This window comes from Paenibacillus sp. FSL K6-2524 (assembly GCF_038005525.1).
In the GTDB taxonomy this organism is placed as follows: domain Bacteria; phylum Bacillota; class Bacilli; order Paenibacillales; family Paenibacillaceae; genus Fontibacillus; species Fontibacillus anaericanus.
On sequence record NZ_JBBOSP010000001.1, the window covers coordinates 5,919,580 to 5,939,099 of the forward strand.

General features: G+C 41.3%; 14 protein-coding genes. 2 read left to right on the top strand and 12 right to left on the bottom strand.

Annotated elements, in window-relative coordinates; all coding sequences use genetic code 11:
- Positions 1-24 precede the first annotated feature (24 nt).
- From NST85_RS27580 to NST85_RS27615, 8 genes are all read right to left on the bottom strand, one after another.
- Complete coding sequence (locus NST85_RS27580) at positions 25-1,098, bottom strand: protein-glutamate methylesterase/protein-glutamine glutaminase (protein WP_341190930.1); 1,074 nt, start codon at positions 1,096-1,098, stop codon at positions 25-27.
- A gap of 16 nt (positions 1,099-1,114) precedes the next feature.
- Complete coding sequence (locus tag NST85_RS27585) at positions 1,115-3,106, bottom strand: chemotaxis protein CheA (protein ID WP_341190931.1); 1,992 nt, start codon at positions 3,104-3,106, stop codon at positions 1,115-1,117.
- 7 nt (positions 3,107-3,113) lie between these two features.
- Entirely contained in the window at positions 3,114-3,539 is a 426-nt protein-coding gene (locus tag NST85_RS27590) for a chemotaxis protein CheW (RefSeq protein ID WP_127194142.1), read from the bottom strand.
- A gap of 39 nt (positions 3,540-3,578) precedes the next feature.
- Complete coding sequence (locus tag NST85_RS27595) at positions 3,579-5,177, bottom strand: methyl-accepting chemotaxis protein (RefSeq protein ID WP_127194097.1); 1,599 nt, start codon at positions 5,175-5,177, stop codon at positions 3,579-3,581.
- Positions 5,178-5,210: 33 nt separating this feature from the next.
- Complete coding sequence (locus tag NST85_RS27600; protein ID WP_127194096.1) at positions 5,211-5,573, bottom strand: response regulator; 363 nt, start codon at positions 5,571-5,573, stop codon at positions 5,211-5,213.
- Positions 5,574-5,888: 315 nt separating this feature from the next.
- Positions 5,889-6,548: a response regulator transcription factor gene (locus NST85_RS27605; RefSeq protein ID WP_127194095.1), complete on the bottom strand. Its 660-nt coding sequence runs from the start codon at positions 6,546-6,548 to the stop codon at positions 5,889-5,891.
- 31 nt (positions 6,549-6,579) lie between these two features.
- Positions 6,580-10,254 carry a PAS domain S-box protein gene (locus tag NST85_RS27610; RefSeq protein ID WP_127194094.1) on the bottom strand — a complete coding sequence of 1,225 codons (3,675 nt, stop codon included), beginning with the start codon at positions 10,252-10,254 and terminating at the stop codon, positions 6,580-6,582.
- A gap of 182 nt (positions 10,255-10,436) precedes the next feature.
- Complete coding sequence (locus NST85_RS27615; protein WP_127194093.1) at positions 10,437-11,249, bottom strand: MerR family transcriptional regulator; 813 nt, start codon at positions 11,247-11,249, stop codon at positions 10,437-10,439.
- A gap of 328 nt (positions 11,250-11,577) precedes the next feature.
- Between NST85_RS27615 and NST85_RS27620 the strand changes: the two genes are divergently transcribed.
- Positions 11,578-12,006: a hypothetical protein gene (locus NST85_RS27620; RefSeq protein ID WP_341190932.1), complete on the top strand. Its 429-nt coding sequence runs from the start codon at positions 11,578-11,580 to the stop codon at positions 12,004-12,006.
- Positions 12,007-12,058: 52 nt separating this feature from the next.
- Here the strand turns inward: NST85_RS27620 and NST85_RS27625 are convergent, their stop codons facing one another.
- Both NST85_RS27625 and NST85_RS27630 read right to left on the bottom strand, forming a co-directional pair.
- Positions 12,059-14,206 carry a M28 family peptidase gene (locus NST85_RS27625; protein WP_127194091.1) on the bottom strand — a complete coding sequence of 716 codons (2,148 nt, stop codon included), beginning with the start codon at positions 14,204-14,206 and terminating at the stop codon, positions 12,059-12,061.
- Between the two features lie 177 nt (positions 14,207-14,383).
- Positions 14,384-14,749 carry a winged helix-turn-helix transcriptional regulator gene (locus NST85_RS27630; RefSeq protein WP_127194090.1) on the bottom strand — a complete coding sequence of 122 codons (366 nt, stop codon included), beginning with the start codon at positions 14,747-14,749 and terminating at the stop codon, positions 14,384-14,386.
- 209 nt (positions 14,750-14,958) lie between these two features.
- On the opposite strand from NST85_RS27630, the gene NST85_RS27635 reads away from it, so the two are divergent.
- Positions 14,959-15,702 carry an SDR family oxidoreductase gene (locus NST85_RS27635; RefSeq protein ID WP_127194089.1) on the top strand — a complete coding sequence of 248 codons (744 nt, stop codon included), beginning with the start codon at positions 14,959-14,961 and terminating at the stop codon, positions 15,700-15,702.
- Between the two features lie 76 nt (positions 15,703-15,778).
- Here the strand turns inward: NST85_RS27635 and NST85_RS27640 are convergent, their stop codons facing one another.
- Both NST85_RS27640 and NST85_RS27645 read right to left on the bottom strand, forming a co-directional pair.
- Entirely contained in the window at positions 15,779-17,341 is a 1,563-nt protein-coding gene (locus tag NST85_RS27640) for a M20/M25/M40 family metallo-hydrolase (protein WP_341190933.1), read from the bottom strand.
- Between the two features lie 48 nt (positions 17,342-17,389).
- Positions 17,390-19,492, bottom strand: a complete 2,103-nt coding sequence (locus tag NST85_RS27645) for a S41 family peptidase (protein ID WP_341190934.1) — start codon at positions 19,490-19,492, stop codon at positions 17,390-17,392.
- Positions 19,493-19,520 lie beyond the last annotated feature (28 nt).

Sequence of the window (19,520 nt, forward strand, 5' to 3'; positions counted from 1 at the left end):
GCATAGATCCATATCAAGCTAAATCTATCGTTTCGACGCACCTGTCACTTCTAATATTCTAGATGTTATAAGATGTAAAGGAACTGTGTAGTCTACACAGCCCAGTTCTACTGCCGATCTTGGCATTCCGTATACAATACAGGATTCTTTAGACTCTGCAATGGTTGATTGTGCACCTGCTTGTTTGGCAGACATCATTCCTCTCGCCCCATCGCTTCCCATTCCAGTCATCAAGATGAAGTGCTGCTTGGTATTCTTAATTTGAGCAATGGAATCAAACAGTACATCAACCGATGGACGGTGACCACTAACTTGCGGCTCCTGGTGAAGCTTAATTCTGACTTCTCTATTCTTCTGGATCGCGATCATATGATAATCACCAGGTGCAATATATACCGTTCCACCTACTACGAGCTCATTATCCTTCGCCTCAACAACTCGGACCGAAGACAAGCGATCTAATCGATCTGCCAATGACTTCGTGAACTTGGGCGGCATATGCTGGACCACTAACAAAGGGTAGGGAAAACTCGCAGGTAAGGCTGTAATTACGGTTTCCAACGCCTTGGGACCACCTGTTGAGGTGCCTAAGGCCAAAATCTGATCAAACTCCTTCATTAATTCGGTCTCAGCATTGTTCTTTTGAACTAATCCGGCTCTTGGTACTGTTATGTTGTTAACTATTAGATTTCTTAAAGGTATTTGTGCAGCTTGCTTGATTTTGGATACCAACTCTAGCTTCTTATTCACCAAGTCGAAGGAAACTGAACCTGATGGTTTGGAGATAAAATCTACTGCCCCATTCTGCAGCGCAGTAATCGTTGCCGTAGTCCCATCCTGTGTAAGTGAGCTAAGCATCAATACTGGCGTTGGTCGTTGGTCCATGATTTTTATCAAGGCTTCCAACCCGTTCATTTCCGGCATTTCAATATCCAGTGTTACGACATCAGGGCGTAGTTCCTTCACCATGGTAACTGCTTCTATGCCATTTCGGGCTGTTCCAATCACCTCTAGTGCAGTATCCTCTGCAATCAGGCGTGAGATGAGCTGACGCATAAACACCGAATCATCCACTACGAGTACTTTTATCTTGTACATAACATCTCTACCCCTATTATTGATTAATAATCCCCGATACCTCTATGATTAAAGCTACTTTACCATTGCCTAGTATCGTGGAACCGGCAATACCATCCACTTTACCAACATAAGAACCCAGTGACTTTATAACAATCTCCTGATTTCCAATCAATTCATCTACAGCTAGTGCCAATCTCTTCTCGGCCGATCCGACAATAACTAACTGGATATGGTCTTTCTTCTGTTCTCCTCTGGGTAGGTTAAATTGATCATGCAACCAGACCATCGGAATGATCTCATCACGTAATAAAATAACCGACTGCCCTCGAATGGTTTGGATATCCCCTTGCGTTATTCTTACAATCTCAGCGATATTACTCATCGGGATAATAAAGGTTTGATCATTCAATTTCACAAGTAAACCAATAATGATAGCTAGCGTTAGGGGAAGCTTGATCTTAAAACAAGTCCCATGTCCCCATCTAGTCTCAATATCGATCAAACCGTTGAGATTCTCGATATTACTCCTTACGATATCCATTCCCACGCCACGCCCAGATATGTCGCTTACGCTGCTTGCTGTTGAAAAACCAGGCCGAAAGATCAGATGAACAGCTTCTCTGTCACTTAACAGCATCGCTTCCTCAGCAGAAATGATCCCTTTGCTTAGTGCCGACTGTCTCATTCTCTCCGGGTTAATCCCTGCCCCATCATCTTCCACGTAGATAACAACTTGATTATCTTCATGCGCTGCTCTGATTTGTAGGGTACCTTTGCGCTGCTTGCCAGACAGCTCCCTTTGCTGAGGTAGTTCGATTCCATGATCAATCGCATTCCGAATTAAGTGAATAAGTGGATCAGCGATTTCCTCAATTAGTGTCCGATCTAATTCGGTATCTTTCCCCCCGATAACCAGTTCAATATCCTTGCCTAAATCACGACTTAGATCTCGAATCATTCGCGGAAAACGGTTGAACAACTGCTCAATCGGAAGCATCCTTGCCTTCATCACACTTTCCTGCAAATCACTGATAATTCGAGCAAGATGATCCGATATTTGACTAAGTTCCTCCAAAGAGTCCCCTGTAAACTGTCTCCTTTGGGTACGCTCCACTTGATCAATTCGTGTATGATCAATTACGAGTTCTCCTACTAGATTCATGAGATGATCTAGCCTTTCCACGCTTACACGAATCGTTTGCGTTTTAGACTTATCCCTATTGGATGGATCTTCGTTTATACTTTCGCTCTGCTTCCGGGTCCCTATTTCGGCAAGGACAGCTCTTTCAACTGGTAGAGCTTCCACCTTAACATGCTCAACTTCCGTTAACGCTGCTACCAGGTCCTGTAGTTCCTGACTGCTTTGCTTACCTGCATAGAGGAATTGAACCTCAAGAAGGGTATCCCCTTGTTCTTCGACTTCGATCTTATCGATATCAGGCACGGAGTAGAGCACTTCACCCAAATGGCACAAGTTAGAATGAATCACATAGAAACGTGCTCCTTTTATGACGCAATCCGCAGCAATTTGGACAGTAACCCAATACACCTCAAGCCCCTGGTCCTCAGCCTCTTTTACTTTTAGCGTTGTATCCAAGCTTAATGCTGGTTTAGGCAAATCTTCAGCGTCGTTGTAAGCCTGCTCATCTGGAAGCTTACCAAAGTCTTGCAAGTCACGAACGCATTTCGATATATCCGTTATCGTCTCATTGTTATGCATAATATCTTGTTGTAATTCTTTTAGACAGTCTAGTGATTGGAAGAAAAGATCGATTAACGGTCCTGTCACTCTAAGCACTCTACTCCTTACTAAGTCCAATAGATGCTCCATCTCATGCGTCAATTGCTTCATTTCTTCATAACCCATAGCGGCTGATGAACCCTTTAACGTGTGGGCGGCCCGAAACAGGTCTTGTACAACCCGTTCGGTTTCCCCCTCTTGCTCTAGTTGCAAAATAACATCATCCATAAGTTGCAGCTGTTCCTCTAGCTCCTCCAGAAAGACCTCTCTATACTCTGATAACATGGGTCATTCACTCCTGTTCATGAAGCAGGATTTCATTCAGCTTCAATATGGCAACCAGACCGCTGTCTATCAAGCCAATTCCTACGAAATAATTGCCATCGATACCACCTATGCGCTCAGGCGGGGCTTGAATATCTGCAAAGGTAGTAACTTTATTTACTCGATCTACAATAATTCCTACGGTATCGTTTTGATGATGAACTACGATAATCCGTGTCGTTCTCGAATATTCTCTTACTACAAGATTGAAAAACTTCCGCAAACTTATGACAGGTACGATCTTCCCCCTGAGATTAATTACCCCTTCTACATAGGGTGTAACATTAGGAATTTGCGTGATATCCTGCATCTTAATGATTTCGTGAATATCCTCTATATGAATGGCATATTGTTCTTCGTCGATAGCAAATTCAATATATTGTTCTTGGCCCATAGTCTGCACCATCCCTCCTTTGTTCTCCTCTCCCCATCATTATTTAATTTTGAAAATCGTTACCAAACCATTTAATTCTTCTGCTAGTTGTGCCAAGGATTGGGCAGTAGCAGCCGTTTCTCCACTACTTGCTGCTACTTCTTCCGTGGCTGCAGATATACTCTCAATAGAGTCCAGCACCTCCGATGATTGGGCGGCCTGCTCCTCGCTGGCAGCAGCAATTTCCGTTACTTTATAAGCTGTTTCGTTCACCATAGATAAAATATGTTCAAATGCTTCACCGGTTTTTTGTGAGGAAGCAACTCCTTCTTCTACCGCTTTTACGCTTTGTTGTGTATTTTCTTGCATCCCTTTGATGATTTTCGTAATTTGTTTGGTGGCTTCACTGCTACGTTCAGCTAATTTCCGTACTTCATCAGCTACAACCGCAAATCCCCGTCCTTGATCTCCAGCACGAGCAGCCTCAATAGCTGCGTTTAATGCAAGGAGATTCGTCTGTTCAGCAATATCATCAATCACTTCAATAATCTCACCGATTTTGTTCGAATCTTCCTCAAGTCTGGACATCTGTTCATTCACACGCGTCATTCCGTCAATGGAGACTTGAATCACTTTGCCCCCGTCCTGTGCGATGCTCATCGTTTTGTCAGACAGTTCAGACGCCTGTTCAGCACCATGGGCAACAGAGTTAATCGCTAAGGATAATTCCCGGAATAACTCGTTCATCGTTTGAGCTGCTCCGGCTTGACTCATGCTCCCGCTAGCGATCTCTTCCGTACTAGCTGAAATCTGCTGAGAAGCCGCCGAGACCGTTTCTGCTGAAACTAGTATCCCGCCTACCGTTTGTCTTAAATTCAGAATCATATCATTGACTGAACCCGCCAATAATCCGATTTCATCTTTAGAATCCATATCCGAAGTTTCACTTAAGTCTCCCTTTGCTACCTTAGCTAGTAACAAGACCACACGATTTAATGGTCTTGCTATAACTTGAGAGATGATATATCCCAAGCTAACGCTAACGATAAGAGCAATAACAATAACTGCTATCGTAATTGTTCGTGAAGATAAATAGAGTTTATTTGCGTACTCGCTTGCTTGATTCGCTTGATCCGTATTGACGCTTATCAATTGTTTAAGTATGGCTCCCATTTCGTCAACTGCTGTATTAACATCACTTGTAGTCAAGTATGTTGTGTAGTCCTCGTTACTTATGTTGGTTTCGTTCAATGCAATCGTTTCATCGATGCTGAGGGTATAACTTTCCCAGACAGCGGTTAACTTGTTCAAGATCGCTATTTCCTCTGATCTCAAATCTGTCTTGCCGTATTTTTCAAGTTTAGTTCCGATTTCTTTAATATTATTTTGAATTTGGTCCTTAAACTCTGTTCTCTCATCCGGAGTCTTAGCCATCGTATTGATATCTCGAATATTTATTCTGTTTAGTTGAAGTAATTCATTTACTGCACTAAGATCGGAAATCGGAGTTAATCGATTAGCATACATATCACTAATAGAATCGTCCATTTTGTTTAAGTTACTTATTCCATATAACCCCACAACACCTAAAATGATAGAAACTATAACAAACGCAGATACCAACTTGACCGTTGTCTTCAAATTATAAAACCATTTCATGTTTTAACACCCTATCCTCTATTATTGTTGTATTTAAGCTCCTAGCACTTTATTTATAGATATAAGAATTCGCTCACTATGAAAAGGCTTGATGACGAACTCCTGGGCACCAGCTTGAATAGCTTGTATCACCATATTTTGTTGCCCCATTGCGGAGCACATAATGATTTTGGCTTTCGGATCAGCCGCCTTTATGTGTTTGACCGCTTCTATACCTTCCATTACTGGCATGGTAATATCCATCGTTGTTACATCGGGACTTAAGCTCTTATGTTTCTCTATCGCTACTTTGCCGTTCTCTGCTTCCCCTACGATGGTATGCCCACCCTTTTCGAGGATGTCCCTTAACATCATGCGCATGAATGCCGCATCATCTACGATCAAGATCTTAGCCAGTTAAAGCACCCCTTCTCTCAAACCTATGTCCTTGCTTGGTAACACTCACTTGTATCTTCCTTCCTATACTATGAATTCAAATGCACTTCTTAAGAACTAGGACAATCATAACAACGAGGTATATATTGGTAACCGAAAAAAGTTGGCGCGCCCCCGCAAAATTGTTGCGGTACCTCGCAATGGAGATCAACGCAACCGCACAATAGCCCCCGCCCTACTAGGCTTGTCACTTCATCACATAAATAAAAAAAGACCTCGCATCACATGTATGTGAACGAGATCCTCTTATTAATTTATTATTAAACTAAACCGACCTCACGACGGAATAAAATCCGAGTCGTTCAATATACCCATTTGCTTTGCCCTTATAGCCGCTTCAATTCTCGATTTTACTTTTAGTTTCTGAAATAGACTAGTTAAGCTATATTCTAGCGATCGCTGGCTCATAAGTACAAGCTCGGCAATTTCCTTGTTGCTTTTCCCGCGGGCTATCTCTTTCAGGATCTCATACTCCTTATTACTTACAGAGAAAGCTGCCTGATCGTCGTCCATTCCTGAACCCGTAACCGTCGTCCTTCTCAACTGTCTAACTAAGGAAAGAGGCAGAATAACCTCTCCTCTCAAGGCACAACGAACGGAAGTAACGAGTTGCTCCCTATTTGTTGTTTTAGAGATAAATCCAAATATGCCCGTCTCTATCATCATGTTAAAATGGTTATTAAACTCAAATCCTGTATAGATTAGTATAATGGCGCCTGGGTTCAAACTTAATACTTGCTTAGCCAGATCAATCCCGTTAACATCGGCGATATGGAGATCGAATAACATCACATCAAAAGATTGTGAACCTACCATTTCCAAAACTTCCTCAGCAGAATTCGCTAGGTGAACCTTCATATCTCCTTCCTGCTCGAGTATCATCTTGGTTCCTTCCATAACGGATGGATGATCGTCAACCAACAGAATATGAATCATGATTCTACACCTCAATTTAATATTCTACTTTCTATTCGCGTGCGGGTATAGATATGTAGATAGATAACCCTTGATTCTCAGGCGAGAGCAATTGTATGGTTCCATCCATACTGCGAACCCGTTCCTTCATGCCATTCATCCCCATGCTCGTAAGTGAATCTGATTCTTCCATCCTCGTTAAATCCATGCCAACTCCATTATCCTCATATTCCAAGCGAATACGATCCCCTTGACTATACAATAGAATATGAACTTTCGTAGCAGAAGAATGTTTCGTAGCGTTAGCTAAGAGTTCCTGCACAATGCGATATAGACCAATGATTATGTCATCATGTAACCTATGATTGAAATGCACAGCATCAAAATGAATACTATAGTTTGCACGCAATTGTGTGAAATCGAATAATGCCTCAAGGGAAGATATAAGTCCATCCCTAATTAACATAGGTGGTCTTAGTTCATTACATGTGATACGTATTTGATAAACGACATTAAGTAGTCCCTCCGTGATTTGTCCTAGTTGCTCCCTGAGCACCCCTGTGATCGCTCCGTCCGTTAGGAGGAAATCCAACTTGCGATACCAAATAATCTGCTCCTGCAGTGCGGAGTCATGTAAATCCTGTGCGAGACGTTTTCGCTCGTTCTCAGATAAATTGAATATAAATCGCAAAAGCCATGTTGGAGCCACTTGACCCGAGGCAGCTTGTTCAAGCTCCTTAGTTAAGTCTTCGATTAGCAGGAAGTTATCAAATAGAACACTGACATAACGGCCGATGGTCTTCAGCCATACTCTTATCGACGTAATCTGTAAGCTTGGTGGCTTTTCATCAATACAAAGCAAGTAGCTCTTCCCTTTATTCTCATCTAGCTTAAGATAATATCCCCTGTCCGATTCGATAATTTCGCATAACTTGTCCTTGTTGCATTCGACTTCAATTAATCTTACGTTTGAGACGTTTAGTATTTCTCGTACTTCTTGCAACAACCGCTGTTCCATCTGAGGGATCTTCATCACACCGAAGAGATCGTGAGAAAACTCATCCAAACTCGTCTGTAGGCGGAAATACCGTTCCTCACTTTCGCGAATGACTCTCTCTGTAAGCTTTCTATCCCTTTCCGCCCTTTTCCGATCCCTTATATCACGAAACAGAGATATAGCTGCATATTCTCCCTTATATGGAATGGAGTTAGCTACTACTTCAACATCGATAATTTCACCATCTGACCGTATAATCTTCTGCTCCACAGGAGTGGAGGAGGCCCTTTGTTGTCTATAGATTTCTCCCATTCTCTCCTGTATTAAGGTCCAATTATCGGGATGGGCATATTCAAAAATCGATCTTCCAACCAATTCGCTAACACCGGACACGCCAAATAACACAAGCGCAGCAGAATTTACATCGATAAATTTGTAGTCACTATGGAGGACAATCGCTTCAGGTGACAACTCAATAATCTGCTGATTCAACTCCTTACTCTCCAACAAAGCTTGCTCTACTCGTTTCTTCTCCGTGATATCTTCAAACATCAACTGGACAGATGCAGATTGAGAGTCATAGATAGATAACATAGATACAAGGATCACGTGACTATCTGAACGAACTACCTGATATTCAGCAGGGATGGAGTAACCGTTCAACATGGTATTCTCCATTGCCTGACTTACACCATCCCGGTAGTTAGGATGGATCCAATCCATGAGATTTGGTACAAACGTATCCCCTGTGAGATTTATACCTAGCATTCTAGCACCAGCCGGATTAATATAATTAATTTGACCTGCCTTATACACGGCAATCGCTACTGGAGAGAGCTCTACCAATCTGCGATAACGTTCCTCGCTCTCTTGAAGAGCTCTTTCCATCTTTAGACGCTCTGTAACATCCTTTATTAGGATCAGGATCGTCTCCGCTATTTCGTCATATATTCCAATAACCTCTGTCTCAATAACTTGGCCATCCATTCGAATAATCTTATATTCTGTGGATCCTAAGTACTGCTTGTTCATTAATTGCAGCATCCGATTCATGGCTTCTACCCTGTAGTCCAAATGAACATAATCGAATATGGATTGCCCATCTAATTCGTCGGCGTTTGTTGCTCCCAGCATATGAAGTCCCGCAGGATTTATGTAGACCACCTTGCTCTGACGAATGAGAACCATCGGCTGAGGCGAAAGCTCAATCAGTCTCCGGTAACGTTCCTCACTCTCTCTAAGTTCGTTTTCAACCTTCACTCGCTTGGAAATATCCCGTGACACAATGACAATGTTCTCTATCTCCCCTTCGACGCCAAGTACTGGGGTACATAGGGATTCAAGATATATGATGTAACCATCAGCATGGATAAAACGACTACGTAATAGTTTACTCCCTCTCGTCTGCAACATATCCAAGATTTGATCGATTAAATATTGCCTATCATCTGGATGGATATATTCTAAAATTGTAGTGTCCTTAATTAACCCCTCAGGGATCCCTAATATTTTCTCACTGGAGGGTGAGGCAACAACAAAGTTCCCCTTATAATCTAAGACGCCCATCATATCCTTCATATTATCCGTAATTAGCCGATACTCTGCTTCACGATCAGCTAGCTTCTTCTCAATCTCCCTGTTCAGCGTGACATCTTTAGCAATTGCAAAGGCACCCACAATACGGTTATTCACTTGAATGGGTACATTTTTCATATCCCAGTGAGTAACTCCCCCATCCTTATGGTGTGACGTCACCGTATAAGTTGAAGGATATCCTTCTATAGCCCGCTTAAAATAATCGGTTATTTGCTGCGTATGCTCCACATCAAAGATGTTCATAATCGAACGACTTTCTTTAATACTATTTAATCGTTCTCCTGTAATATTCTCGGCAGCTTGATTCATGTCTACGATATTTCCAAGTAAGTCTAATTCACAAACAACATCCGTGTTATATTCAAATAACGATTTATAACGTTGCTCACTTCTCTGTAGAGCCTCTTCCATAACCTTTCTTGCGGTAATATCGATCACAGCGCCATCGTGCCGAACCACCGTTTGGGATTTATCCATACTCGGTATGATACTGATCTGAAGCCATCTGATTTCACCATTAGCATGGATAATCCGATACTCACTAAGATCTGGAATCCCTAGTTTTATGCTGTCCATTATTTTGTGTATGTGAGGTAATTCATCTATATGGGCGATCTCCGAAAAGAACCTAACCCCCGAAGCCTTCTCCATCGGGTAGCCCGTAATTTTAACTATCGCATCCGAAATGAATACTTTCCGTGTCACCAAATCAAAAGACCAAATAGCCACGTCAATCGTATCTAACATCTTCTGATGCGACGAGAATGTTCTCTCCAATTTCTCCTGCGAAGCTTTCTGCTCCGTTATATCTAGAACAACCCCATCAATCCGGCAAATCTTATTATCCTGACCCCGCATAGGAATGCCGACACTTTGAACCCATTTGAATTCACCAGTTTGAATAACGATACGATGCTCCAGACTACTTGTCAGGCCCGAATATAGCCTATCCATATGTTCATCGAACATATGAATGTCTTCCATATAGACCATTTCTATTAAGAGATGGGGGCTATGGTACATTTCCTCGCTCGAGAAACCAATTAAATTCTTAAAATCATTTGATAGTGTTAATACATTGGTATCCTTATCAATAGTCCAAGTGGATATATATTCATTGCTGAGTAATTTCATAGCTGGAGCCACCTTCCTATTCTCTCTCTTCAACCTAAAACTATCAGATTACGGTAACGCGGTAAAGCAGATATATTTGCCGACCAATTAGGCTATAAATAGCAGCGAAAACAGCGAAATAAAGCCACTTCTAAGAAGTGACTTTACTTGGACAATACACTTTTTCGTTCTCTGGTGAATGATTACTTCTTAACAGGATAGCAAACCTCTGTAACCCAATGATCTGGGTTAGGTTCCGTTGCAGGACCTACATGATAGATGGTAAACATCGAACCATCAAATTCATACTCATTGTCCGAAATCCAGTTTGCGATAGATTCATTGATCTCTCTCAGCAAAGCATAACTGCCTGTCAGTATGGCCGAAGCAACGGTGATTGGGGCAACCTTTTTGAAACGTACATGTTCTGTGTCCTCATAATTGCCCGTGACGGAAATCTGAATTTCGACGTCAACATCACTATCTTTGAATCCCTCGTCGTGAAAAACCGCAAGACTGTAGCATGGACTAGACATTTGCAGACGATCTCCTACTTCATTCCCTAATCGAGCCCACAGCTCACCTTCTTGGTCATAAGCAGGAATAACATCTCTAAGACTCGCTACATATCGCTCTGGAATGACTTTCAAAGTAACGTCATAGTTCATAGTTACACGATCCTTCCCTAATCTTTGAATAGTGTTCTGAAGGAGTGCCAGTTTTTTCTGTATCACTTCCTCCTCTTCTTGCATTTGGGCGTATTGAATAATGAGGTGCTTCCGTAAACTCTCCGCATCGTCATATTCGGCGAGGATCTTCTTGATCGCTGGAATACCAAACCCCAGACCCTTTAAGACCTGTATTCTGCCTGCAACCGTTAATTGTGAAGCTTTGTAATAACGATAACCTGTGAAATCATCAATGTGGTCTGGAATGAGTAAACCTAACTCGTTATAGTGTCGCAGCATCCGGATACTGATTCTCGACAGTTTTGAGAAATCGCCTATTCTAAACATAATGATCCTTTCTACCGGTAAATTTTGAGCTCATATATAGAATGAAGTATGACACAGTGGCAGAGTCAAGAGAGCATATAAAAAACACTTTTTTACGCTATGTAGGCACAAGTACACGCATTATCGCAGAGAAAACTTTAGTGTCTGTGGAATTTTTGCAAATATAGTCCGTTTATATAATGAGACTTCTCAAGGTCAGTTCTGATTAAGGGGTAATTCCTTTCTCATTACTGTAGGCCGAGGGATTTGAAAGTGAGGGCTTCTTATCAAACGACGTATATTAATTGCATTATGTCTCATTGGAGTTGCATTGGTATTATTGTTTCCGATGATTAAATTGTCAGTAATAAGCAGTCACTATGAATTATACGGCACTTATTTTTTAAACGAATTACAGGGGGTTCAAAGAGGATCAGCGCTCACTAAACGTGATAAATTAAAAACTCAAAATACCCTATACAATGTAAAAGGCATTCGATTAACCAATATCCTATACTACGAGAACCTGCCCCAGTTGTCTTTCGGATTTATCTCTGATAAAAAACCTAATACTTACTATGATATTAAACTTGTTGATGAATCTGGAAATGAAATTGGACAGTTGGTCACGAGTGGAACTATCGATTTTTATAATAAGACACTTGAAAAATTATATCTTAATCTCCATTCAAAACTGGAAAAACATCAAGTTTATAAAGTTTTGATTCTTAATAAGCAGGGAAAATTTGCAGGAGGTATGGAGTTTAGATATACGTGAAATGAGAATGACCCGAGGTTTCGCCCCAGGTCTGTCTCATATTCTTCTGTGCTTATTGCGCGATAGCCTTCATCTTACCTTCAATTGCTGTAACTTGCTCCAACTCATGCTGGATCGTTGTTTGCAATAAACTCTTTTGATTCTCAGCTGCCGTGCGAAGTGCTGCAATCTCAGAATCTACTTTAGGTTCAGTCGCATCGTATTTGTCTTGAAGACTATTGATTACATCATATAAATCTTCATGACCTACAACTCGTGCATGACCCCAATTTAAACGGTCGGCAGGTTGTCCTAATACCTGATTCGTAAAGAAATCAAATGTTTCACGATCAAAGCTATAAGCGTACCAGTTGTTATCTACTAGGAACAAATCGTTGTCCAAGGCTGTTTTTACATCGCCTTTTTCAAGTGACTCTAGCGACTTGTTAATGGCATCTAGGTTGTTTTGTGCGTGCTCATGCGGGAAAATTTGTACATCTTCCCAAGTTAACTTCACTAGATGTTCTTGCGCATCGCGATAGATTTCACGCAACTTGTTATTGAACTCTTTGTTATCATCGAACAATTTTTGCGCTTGCTTCTCATCACCTTCAAGAAGTGCGGCCTTATAGTCCGCATTGATCTTATTGACCTTCTCCGTGATTGTCGTTGCCGCGGCAATCGTACGATCAATTGCCTTGAGCAATTCTTGTGAGTCTGCCCCTGCTGCCATATTGGCATCCGCAGTGATGGACTCCTTCATTGCTTCGAAACGTTCCGTGAAGTCCAGTGGCATAACAGCCGTGTTATCATAAGCCGCAACAAGCAAACCGTACATATTGTGATGGAATCGGAATGCCTTCTCATTATAGGTTGATTCATTATCAAACTGTGAGTGGTAGTGTGACTTCATGAAATCTGAATCTTGGAAGTCATTACGTAATGAAGGGATTCCGCCTAAAGAATAGGAGAAATCATCTGACCATGTACGTAGTGGGGAGACAACACTAATCCCGTCCTTATACACACCCTCAACTGTTGGTACCTCTTTAGCAAATTCAGTCAGGAACTGATCTAATTCATACACGGATCTGATTTCATCCGCAGACGTATGCTCATAAGCTGGCAATTCAAAGTTAATGTTCGCTACTACTTTGTCCTGCCATTCTGGACGCGCCTTGAAGATTTGCTCATACGCTCCTGTTGACCAGTCATATCTGGAGTTACTAATGCCCCATTCTTCTGCTGCTTGAGCCACAAAAACAATGGTTTTCTCTGGTTGGTAGCCGCTATCAATCAATCCCTTAGCAATCCCAGCCATCATACCGATCGCTGCGGAGTCATCTTGAAAACCATCAAAATAGGCATCATAATGCGAGCTAAGCAGAATAATAGAATCCTTATCCTTACCAGGAATTTCACCCACGATATTGTATGACTTCGCGTCCTTCTGGACGACCGACTTCGCATCAAACGATACCTTCAGCGTCTGTTGACCGGTCTCCTTTAAGAGTGTGATTATAGCATCTGCATCTTTTCTAGAAATGGAGAATGCCGGAGCATCATCAGGTCCGCATATATCCTGAGCATTTAACGCCTCTGGATCTATCTCTCCATACCCACCTTGTTGCGCAGCTAGGACAGCTTTGGCACCCTTTAATGAAGCTTGATAAGCAGGGTAATTAATCCACCACTCATCTCTCTGATTAATATCAATCAAGACCAGCTTGCCTTTGACATCCAGATCAGCGAGATCCTGCTTCGTTCCTTTCCCCGCATACACAACCTCGAATGTTTCCGGGCCATTGGTTACAAAATTAGCCTGATATCCACCTAACACTAATTCATGGCTCTTATTATCTTTATCTACATAAGTTAGATCTGCCTTTTCAAATTCCCAGGAGTCTACCTTAATTTCATCCTTGGTTACATTCTTCAATCCAATCTTTTTAAACTCCTCAACGAGCATCTCTCCCGCAGCAAGTTCTGCCTTGGAACCACTTGGTCTGTACCCTAACTTTTCGTTAGATTTAAAGGTCGTCAACTTCTTGGTAAGCTCATAAGAATAATTCGTGTCTACCTTTTCTAAATACTTAGAAGTACTCCATTGCTCCTTAGACGAAGTTTCTTCCTTAGATCCAGAACTGAGCTTCGTTACGAGAAAATATCCTGCGATGAGTATGGCGATGATGACCACCACAAATGTAACCTTTTTTTTCAATTACTTGTCTCCTCCAATGTGTTTGTAATTTTGTCACAAATAGAAATATACCAACATTGTGAGTTGATATCAATCTATTTATTCTTATTTTCTGGAGAAAACTCAATACAATAGTATGTATGCTCTTTCATAATCGATATTATTATCATTTGCTCGATAATTCTCATCATGTGATAATTATTTATTAGATTTCCGCAAGCGATGAATGACTCCCCACTCATACATAATGTCGAAAATCGGTGCCAGCGTCTTTCCGTAATCTGTCATCATATATTCCACACGAGGTGGCATTTCGGGGTATACCTTTCGCTCAATTAACCCATCCTGCTCCAATTCCTTAAGTTGCTGCGTCAGCATCTTTTGAGAAACTCCAGGTATTAATCGGCGAAGCTCATTGTATCGTCTTGCTCCTTCTTCAAGATGCCACAGAATCAGCATTTTCCACCTTCCACCGATAGCCTCTATGGTAGCCGCAACATGAATATAACAATCTATATCTTCTTCGTTATATGCCGGATCTGCTCGCAAAATATCCAAAAACATAGCACTCACCCCTTGGAACATTATTTTTTAACCCCATATTACTATCCTGTCCTAGATATCCTATCACATGAAACGTTGATACATAAATTTCTTACCTAAAGGTAACTATCTAATGTAAAAGTGCCTTCTTGTGGGGTGCCACAGACATGTTCTACACTTACAGTGCCAGCAAGATCACAGTAAATATCGATGAGGAGTGAACAATGAACATGGAGAATAGTTTAAAAGATAAAGTGGTGCTCATTACCGGGGCATCCAGAGGAATCGGACAGTCTATGGCGGAGCGATTTGCTGATAAAGGGGCCAAAGTCGTCGTAAATTGTCGTAGCAACGTTCATCAAGCGGAAGAAGTCGTAAGCCAAATCAGACAACAGGCTGGAGAAGCTATTGCCATTCAAGCTGATATTGGGCGCGTTGCAGAAGTGAAAAGGCTGTTTGATATGACCCTTCAAGCCTATAGCAGAGTAGATATTCTCGTGAACAATGCCGGAGTTATGATAACGAAACCTATTGAACACTTTTCCGAAGAAGATTTTGACCAATTATTTGATAGTAATGTCAAAGGTACCTTCTTTACCTGTCAGCAAGCAGCCATTCACATGTCCACGGGTGGACGCATCATCAACTTTTCTACATCTGTCTTAGGCTCCATGTTTCCTGGATACAGCTTATATGCGGGGACGAAAGGGGCTGTTGAACAATTTACCCGTCAACTTGCCAAAGAATTGGGCCCGAAGGGAATTACAATTAACGCTGTAGCCCCCGGGCCCATTAATACTGAATTGTTTATGCAAGGGAAAACCGAGGCTCAAATTGAAGCCTTGGCTGGAATGAACTCTTTCCATCGCTTGGGTGAGACAGAAGATATCACCGGAACCGTCCTTTTCTTAGCGAGTGAAGAGGCGCGGTGGATTAGCGGCCAAACCCTTCGGGTAAATGGTGGATTCGTGTAAAGCATCTTTCCCTGCTAACACAACAGCTACCGGTAAGATGGCAATGACGATGATAATCATATCTGCAAAGAATAGGTTAGATAACAGCCCAATAAATAAAATATACAGGATCGGTGTATAAAGGATGGCTGCCACTAGTCCAAATACGGTTCCTCTTTCTTTTATCCAAGTAAAACACAGCCATAGAGTAAATCATCAGCAAGAACAGAGGGATCGTAAATATATACGCCATACTATTTAAAATAACTAGGCATGCCCAATTTAATATGTTCAAAATCACTAAACTACTTAACAGGAATGCCTGCTTGTTCGCTATTCTTGTCGCTCCCCAGTAGGTTAAGAGCAACATTCCAATGATTACAATGACACACATGGTATAAAAGAAGATATCCAATATAGACAAAGCTTCTGTTGCACTCGTGCCCTTGATCATTCTTTTGGCGAGGTAAGTTCCAGCCTTTCCGACAGCTCCCGCTCCCAGGGCAGATAATAGGATCAGCAACAAAGTTCCTCCGAAGTCTTTCAGTCTACATTCTTTTCTAAGCAGAAGTGTACATCCCCATGTCAGAGATAAGATTCCGACCAAAATGGAACTGATAAGCATCAGTTTATTTGAAAATATCAGGGTATTTCCTTTTAAAAACGGAAAATATACCGCATCTTCATTACTTTGTAGTACCCCGAGGTCCACGGTACTTAAATGATGTGCTAAATCAACCATGGTCTTAAAGTACATATATGCGCTGTTACGATTCAGGTTGTCGTAATTATCGATGGGTTCATGATAAGCTTCTACCCCATCTGCCATAGCAAAATTCATTCCAGAGTAACCTGCACGCAAAAATACCGATAGATCCGTATCATTTGGCATCATTTTATAGAATGAGGCTAGAAACGAAAATGCCGAAACATGATCCACGCCCTTGCTTAAAGCCTGAACCATTCCTTTATTATCATTTGAGGTTTCAAACATTAGTAAAGTGCCCGCGTTCCCTCTTGCCTCTAAATTAACGACCTGCGCAATTTTCTCCTTCATATCTGGATTAGCCGCTACAAAAGCCTCTGCCCCAAGTAATCCTAGCTCTTCCCCGTCCGTAAATAGGAAGTACATATCATTTGTTAGTTGGTTCTGCTGTTGAACTACACGTAATGCCTCTAACATGGAGGCCACACTTATCAAATCATCTCCAGCCCCCGGTCCACCAGTCGTACTATCATAATGACTTACAAACATAACTCCTTGTTCCGTGTTTGGTGCATCTATCTTCACCAGGATGTTCTGTAATATTGAAGATTGTTGAATCTCGTATGTACTTCCGACCTTATCTAATTGTTCTATTATGTAAGCTCGTACTGATTCAATTTCCTGGCTACCCGACGGATGTGGCTCCTTCGCCATTTCATATACATGACTCATCGTCATCGTAAAATCGGCATTCTTCTCTTCTACATCATCTAAAGTAATAATTTTGTTCGTATAATCCTTCGGTGCCTCCGTTGGCGTAATTTGATGATAACCAAGGGTAATTCCAACGGCTAAAACAACGAGCATCATCCCCATATACACTAATAATCTCTTCGAGTTCCGCTTCGGTTGTGTTATCTTAACATCCATCTTATTATTCACCTTACTGTTCATCTCACTGTTCATCTCCTTAGTACGTATTCTGGTTTTATACTGAATACTCTATTGATGAACTACCTTCATATAATCTGCTAACTTATCACTTTTAATATAGATATCCGGCTTTATGCCTGTATACATGATATTGTTCTGCCGTACATTCCAGTAAAAGTTAATAACGAACACCATAATTTTATTCTTTTTATCTTCAAAAACCTCTTGCCCAACTCCTTTACCAAAGGTATCTCGCCCTACAACTGTGACGTTATTCAGGTACGTTTTCAAGCCCAAAGTTAATAGTTCGGCTGCACTGGCGGTATACTCATCGACCAAGATATATACTTTTTTGAAATCAATATGTGAGGCGTCCGAATAGTAATTATCCGTATAACCTTGTTTATCGATTAGTACACTCGTGACAACCTCGGGAAGGAGCACGTCTAGCATATGATTTGAACTATCCATACGTCCCCCGGAGTTGTTACGTAAATCAAGTACCAACACCTTTTTCTCTGGATCTGGTATTTGGTCTATCATTTCAGTAAATTTGTCATCTGTATTGCCAGCGAATTCGTAGATTCGGAAATAGGCAATATCACCCTGATCCTCATACGTAATATCAGAACCAGTCTCCACCGTTAGTTGATCATATTCATCCCCATATAAGGTAAAGGTGAACCAGTCATCTGGCTTCTTCACGCGCTCGATCACATCAGCTATGTCTTTATTCGTAAGATTAGCCTCGTCTAGCTTTGCCAGAGTTTTATCGAGATTACCACTACTGTCCTGATATAAATAATCATCTCTGAAAAATTTGCTAATCTGTTTGCCCAACGGCTTTTGTTTCTCCTGAATAGCATTCTTTACATAGTTGGCTGTCGAATTATCAGCGTACAAATTCAAACTTTTCTCACTATACTCTTCAGCTTTGTCGTTATCTTCAAGCATTAAATACGCATAAGCCATGTTGGCGTAGGACTCATCATCATCTGGATCAATCTCCACGGCACGCCCGAAGTTATCAATGGCCTCCGGATAGTTTTCTAATTCAAAATTACACTGCCCGGTATACCAAGCTATATCTGTAGAGGTGGCTAGTTGTTTTCCCGCCTTTTCACCAAATGCAGCACAACGTAAATTTCTTTTGCCGTTATAGAGTGCTTGAAGCTTGTTGATATTGAAGTCTTCATCTAACGGATCAATTTGGACCGCTTGGTCGTAATATTCTACTGCTTCAACATATAAGGAGTGATCACTATAGATATCTCCCATGGTGGTGTATAAATCTACATAAGATTTGTCCTTCTTCACGGCCTTAGCATAGCTAGCTTTAGCTTGTTCTAGCTCCCCTATCGCACTATACGCCTTGATCATCTGTACAAAGATATCCATTTCATCCGGAAACTTTTCAATCATGGATTCAAAATACTTCTTTATATCTGCCAATTCGCCCGTATTTTCTATCACTGTTGCCTTTATCCTGTAAGTCTCATAGTTGGTCGGGGCGCGTTTGATTAGATCCTCTGCGAATGATAAAGCCTGCTCAGTGTCACCTAGATCCATATAGGAATAAATTTTCATTTCCATTGCATCTATGTCGGTACTGTCCAAACTTAGGTATGTATCAAATTCATCTATTGCCTCTTGATATTGGTGCCGATCATAATAGATCATGCCCTTGCCATAGTACGCACTTTTATCATTCTTCTCCAATGAAATAGCTTGATCATACTGGACTAACGCTTCATCATACCTATACAATCCATACAGAGCATTTCCTTTGTTCACATATTCCACATCACTGTTTGGCAGGATGAGGAGCGACTTGTTGGCATATTCCAATCCCTTTTCAAAATCCATTTGCTCATTATACGCCCAGCTTAAATTGTTAAAGGGAGAATCCATCAACTCGGATAGCTCAATTTCATGATCTAGATTAACAAGGCTAGGTTTTAACTTGTAGATATACTCTACCGCCTTATCGAGATACGTTATTGCTTCTTCGTATTCACCACGCTCAATTAAATCGTAACCCTTTTGGTTATTCTCAGTCACTTGATCTTCCAATTCCATTCGTTTGGTATACGAGAATGGATTACATGCGCTTAGTAAACTGATACTAATTAATAACGTAACAAGCAGGATTATTCTATTTATCTGCTTCAAAACGATCCCCTCACATCCTATTTCTACT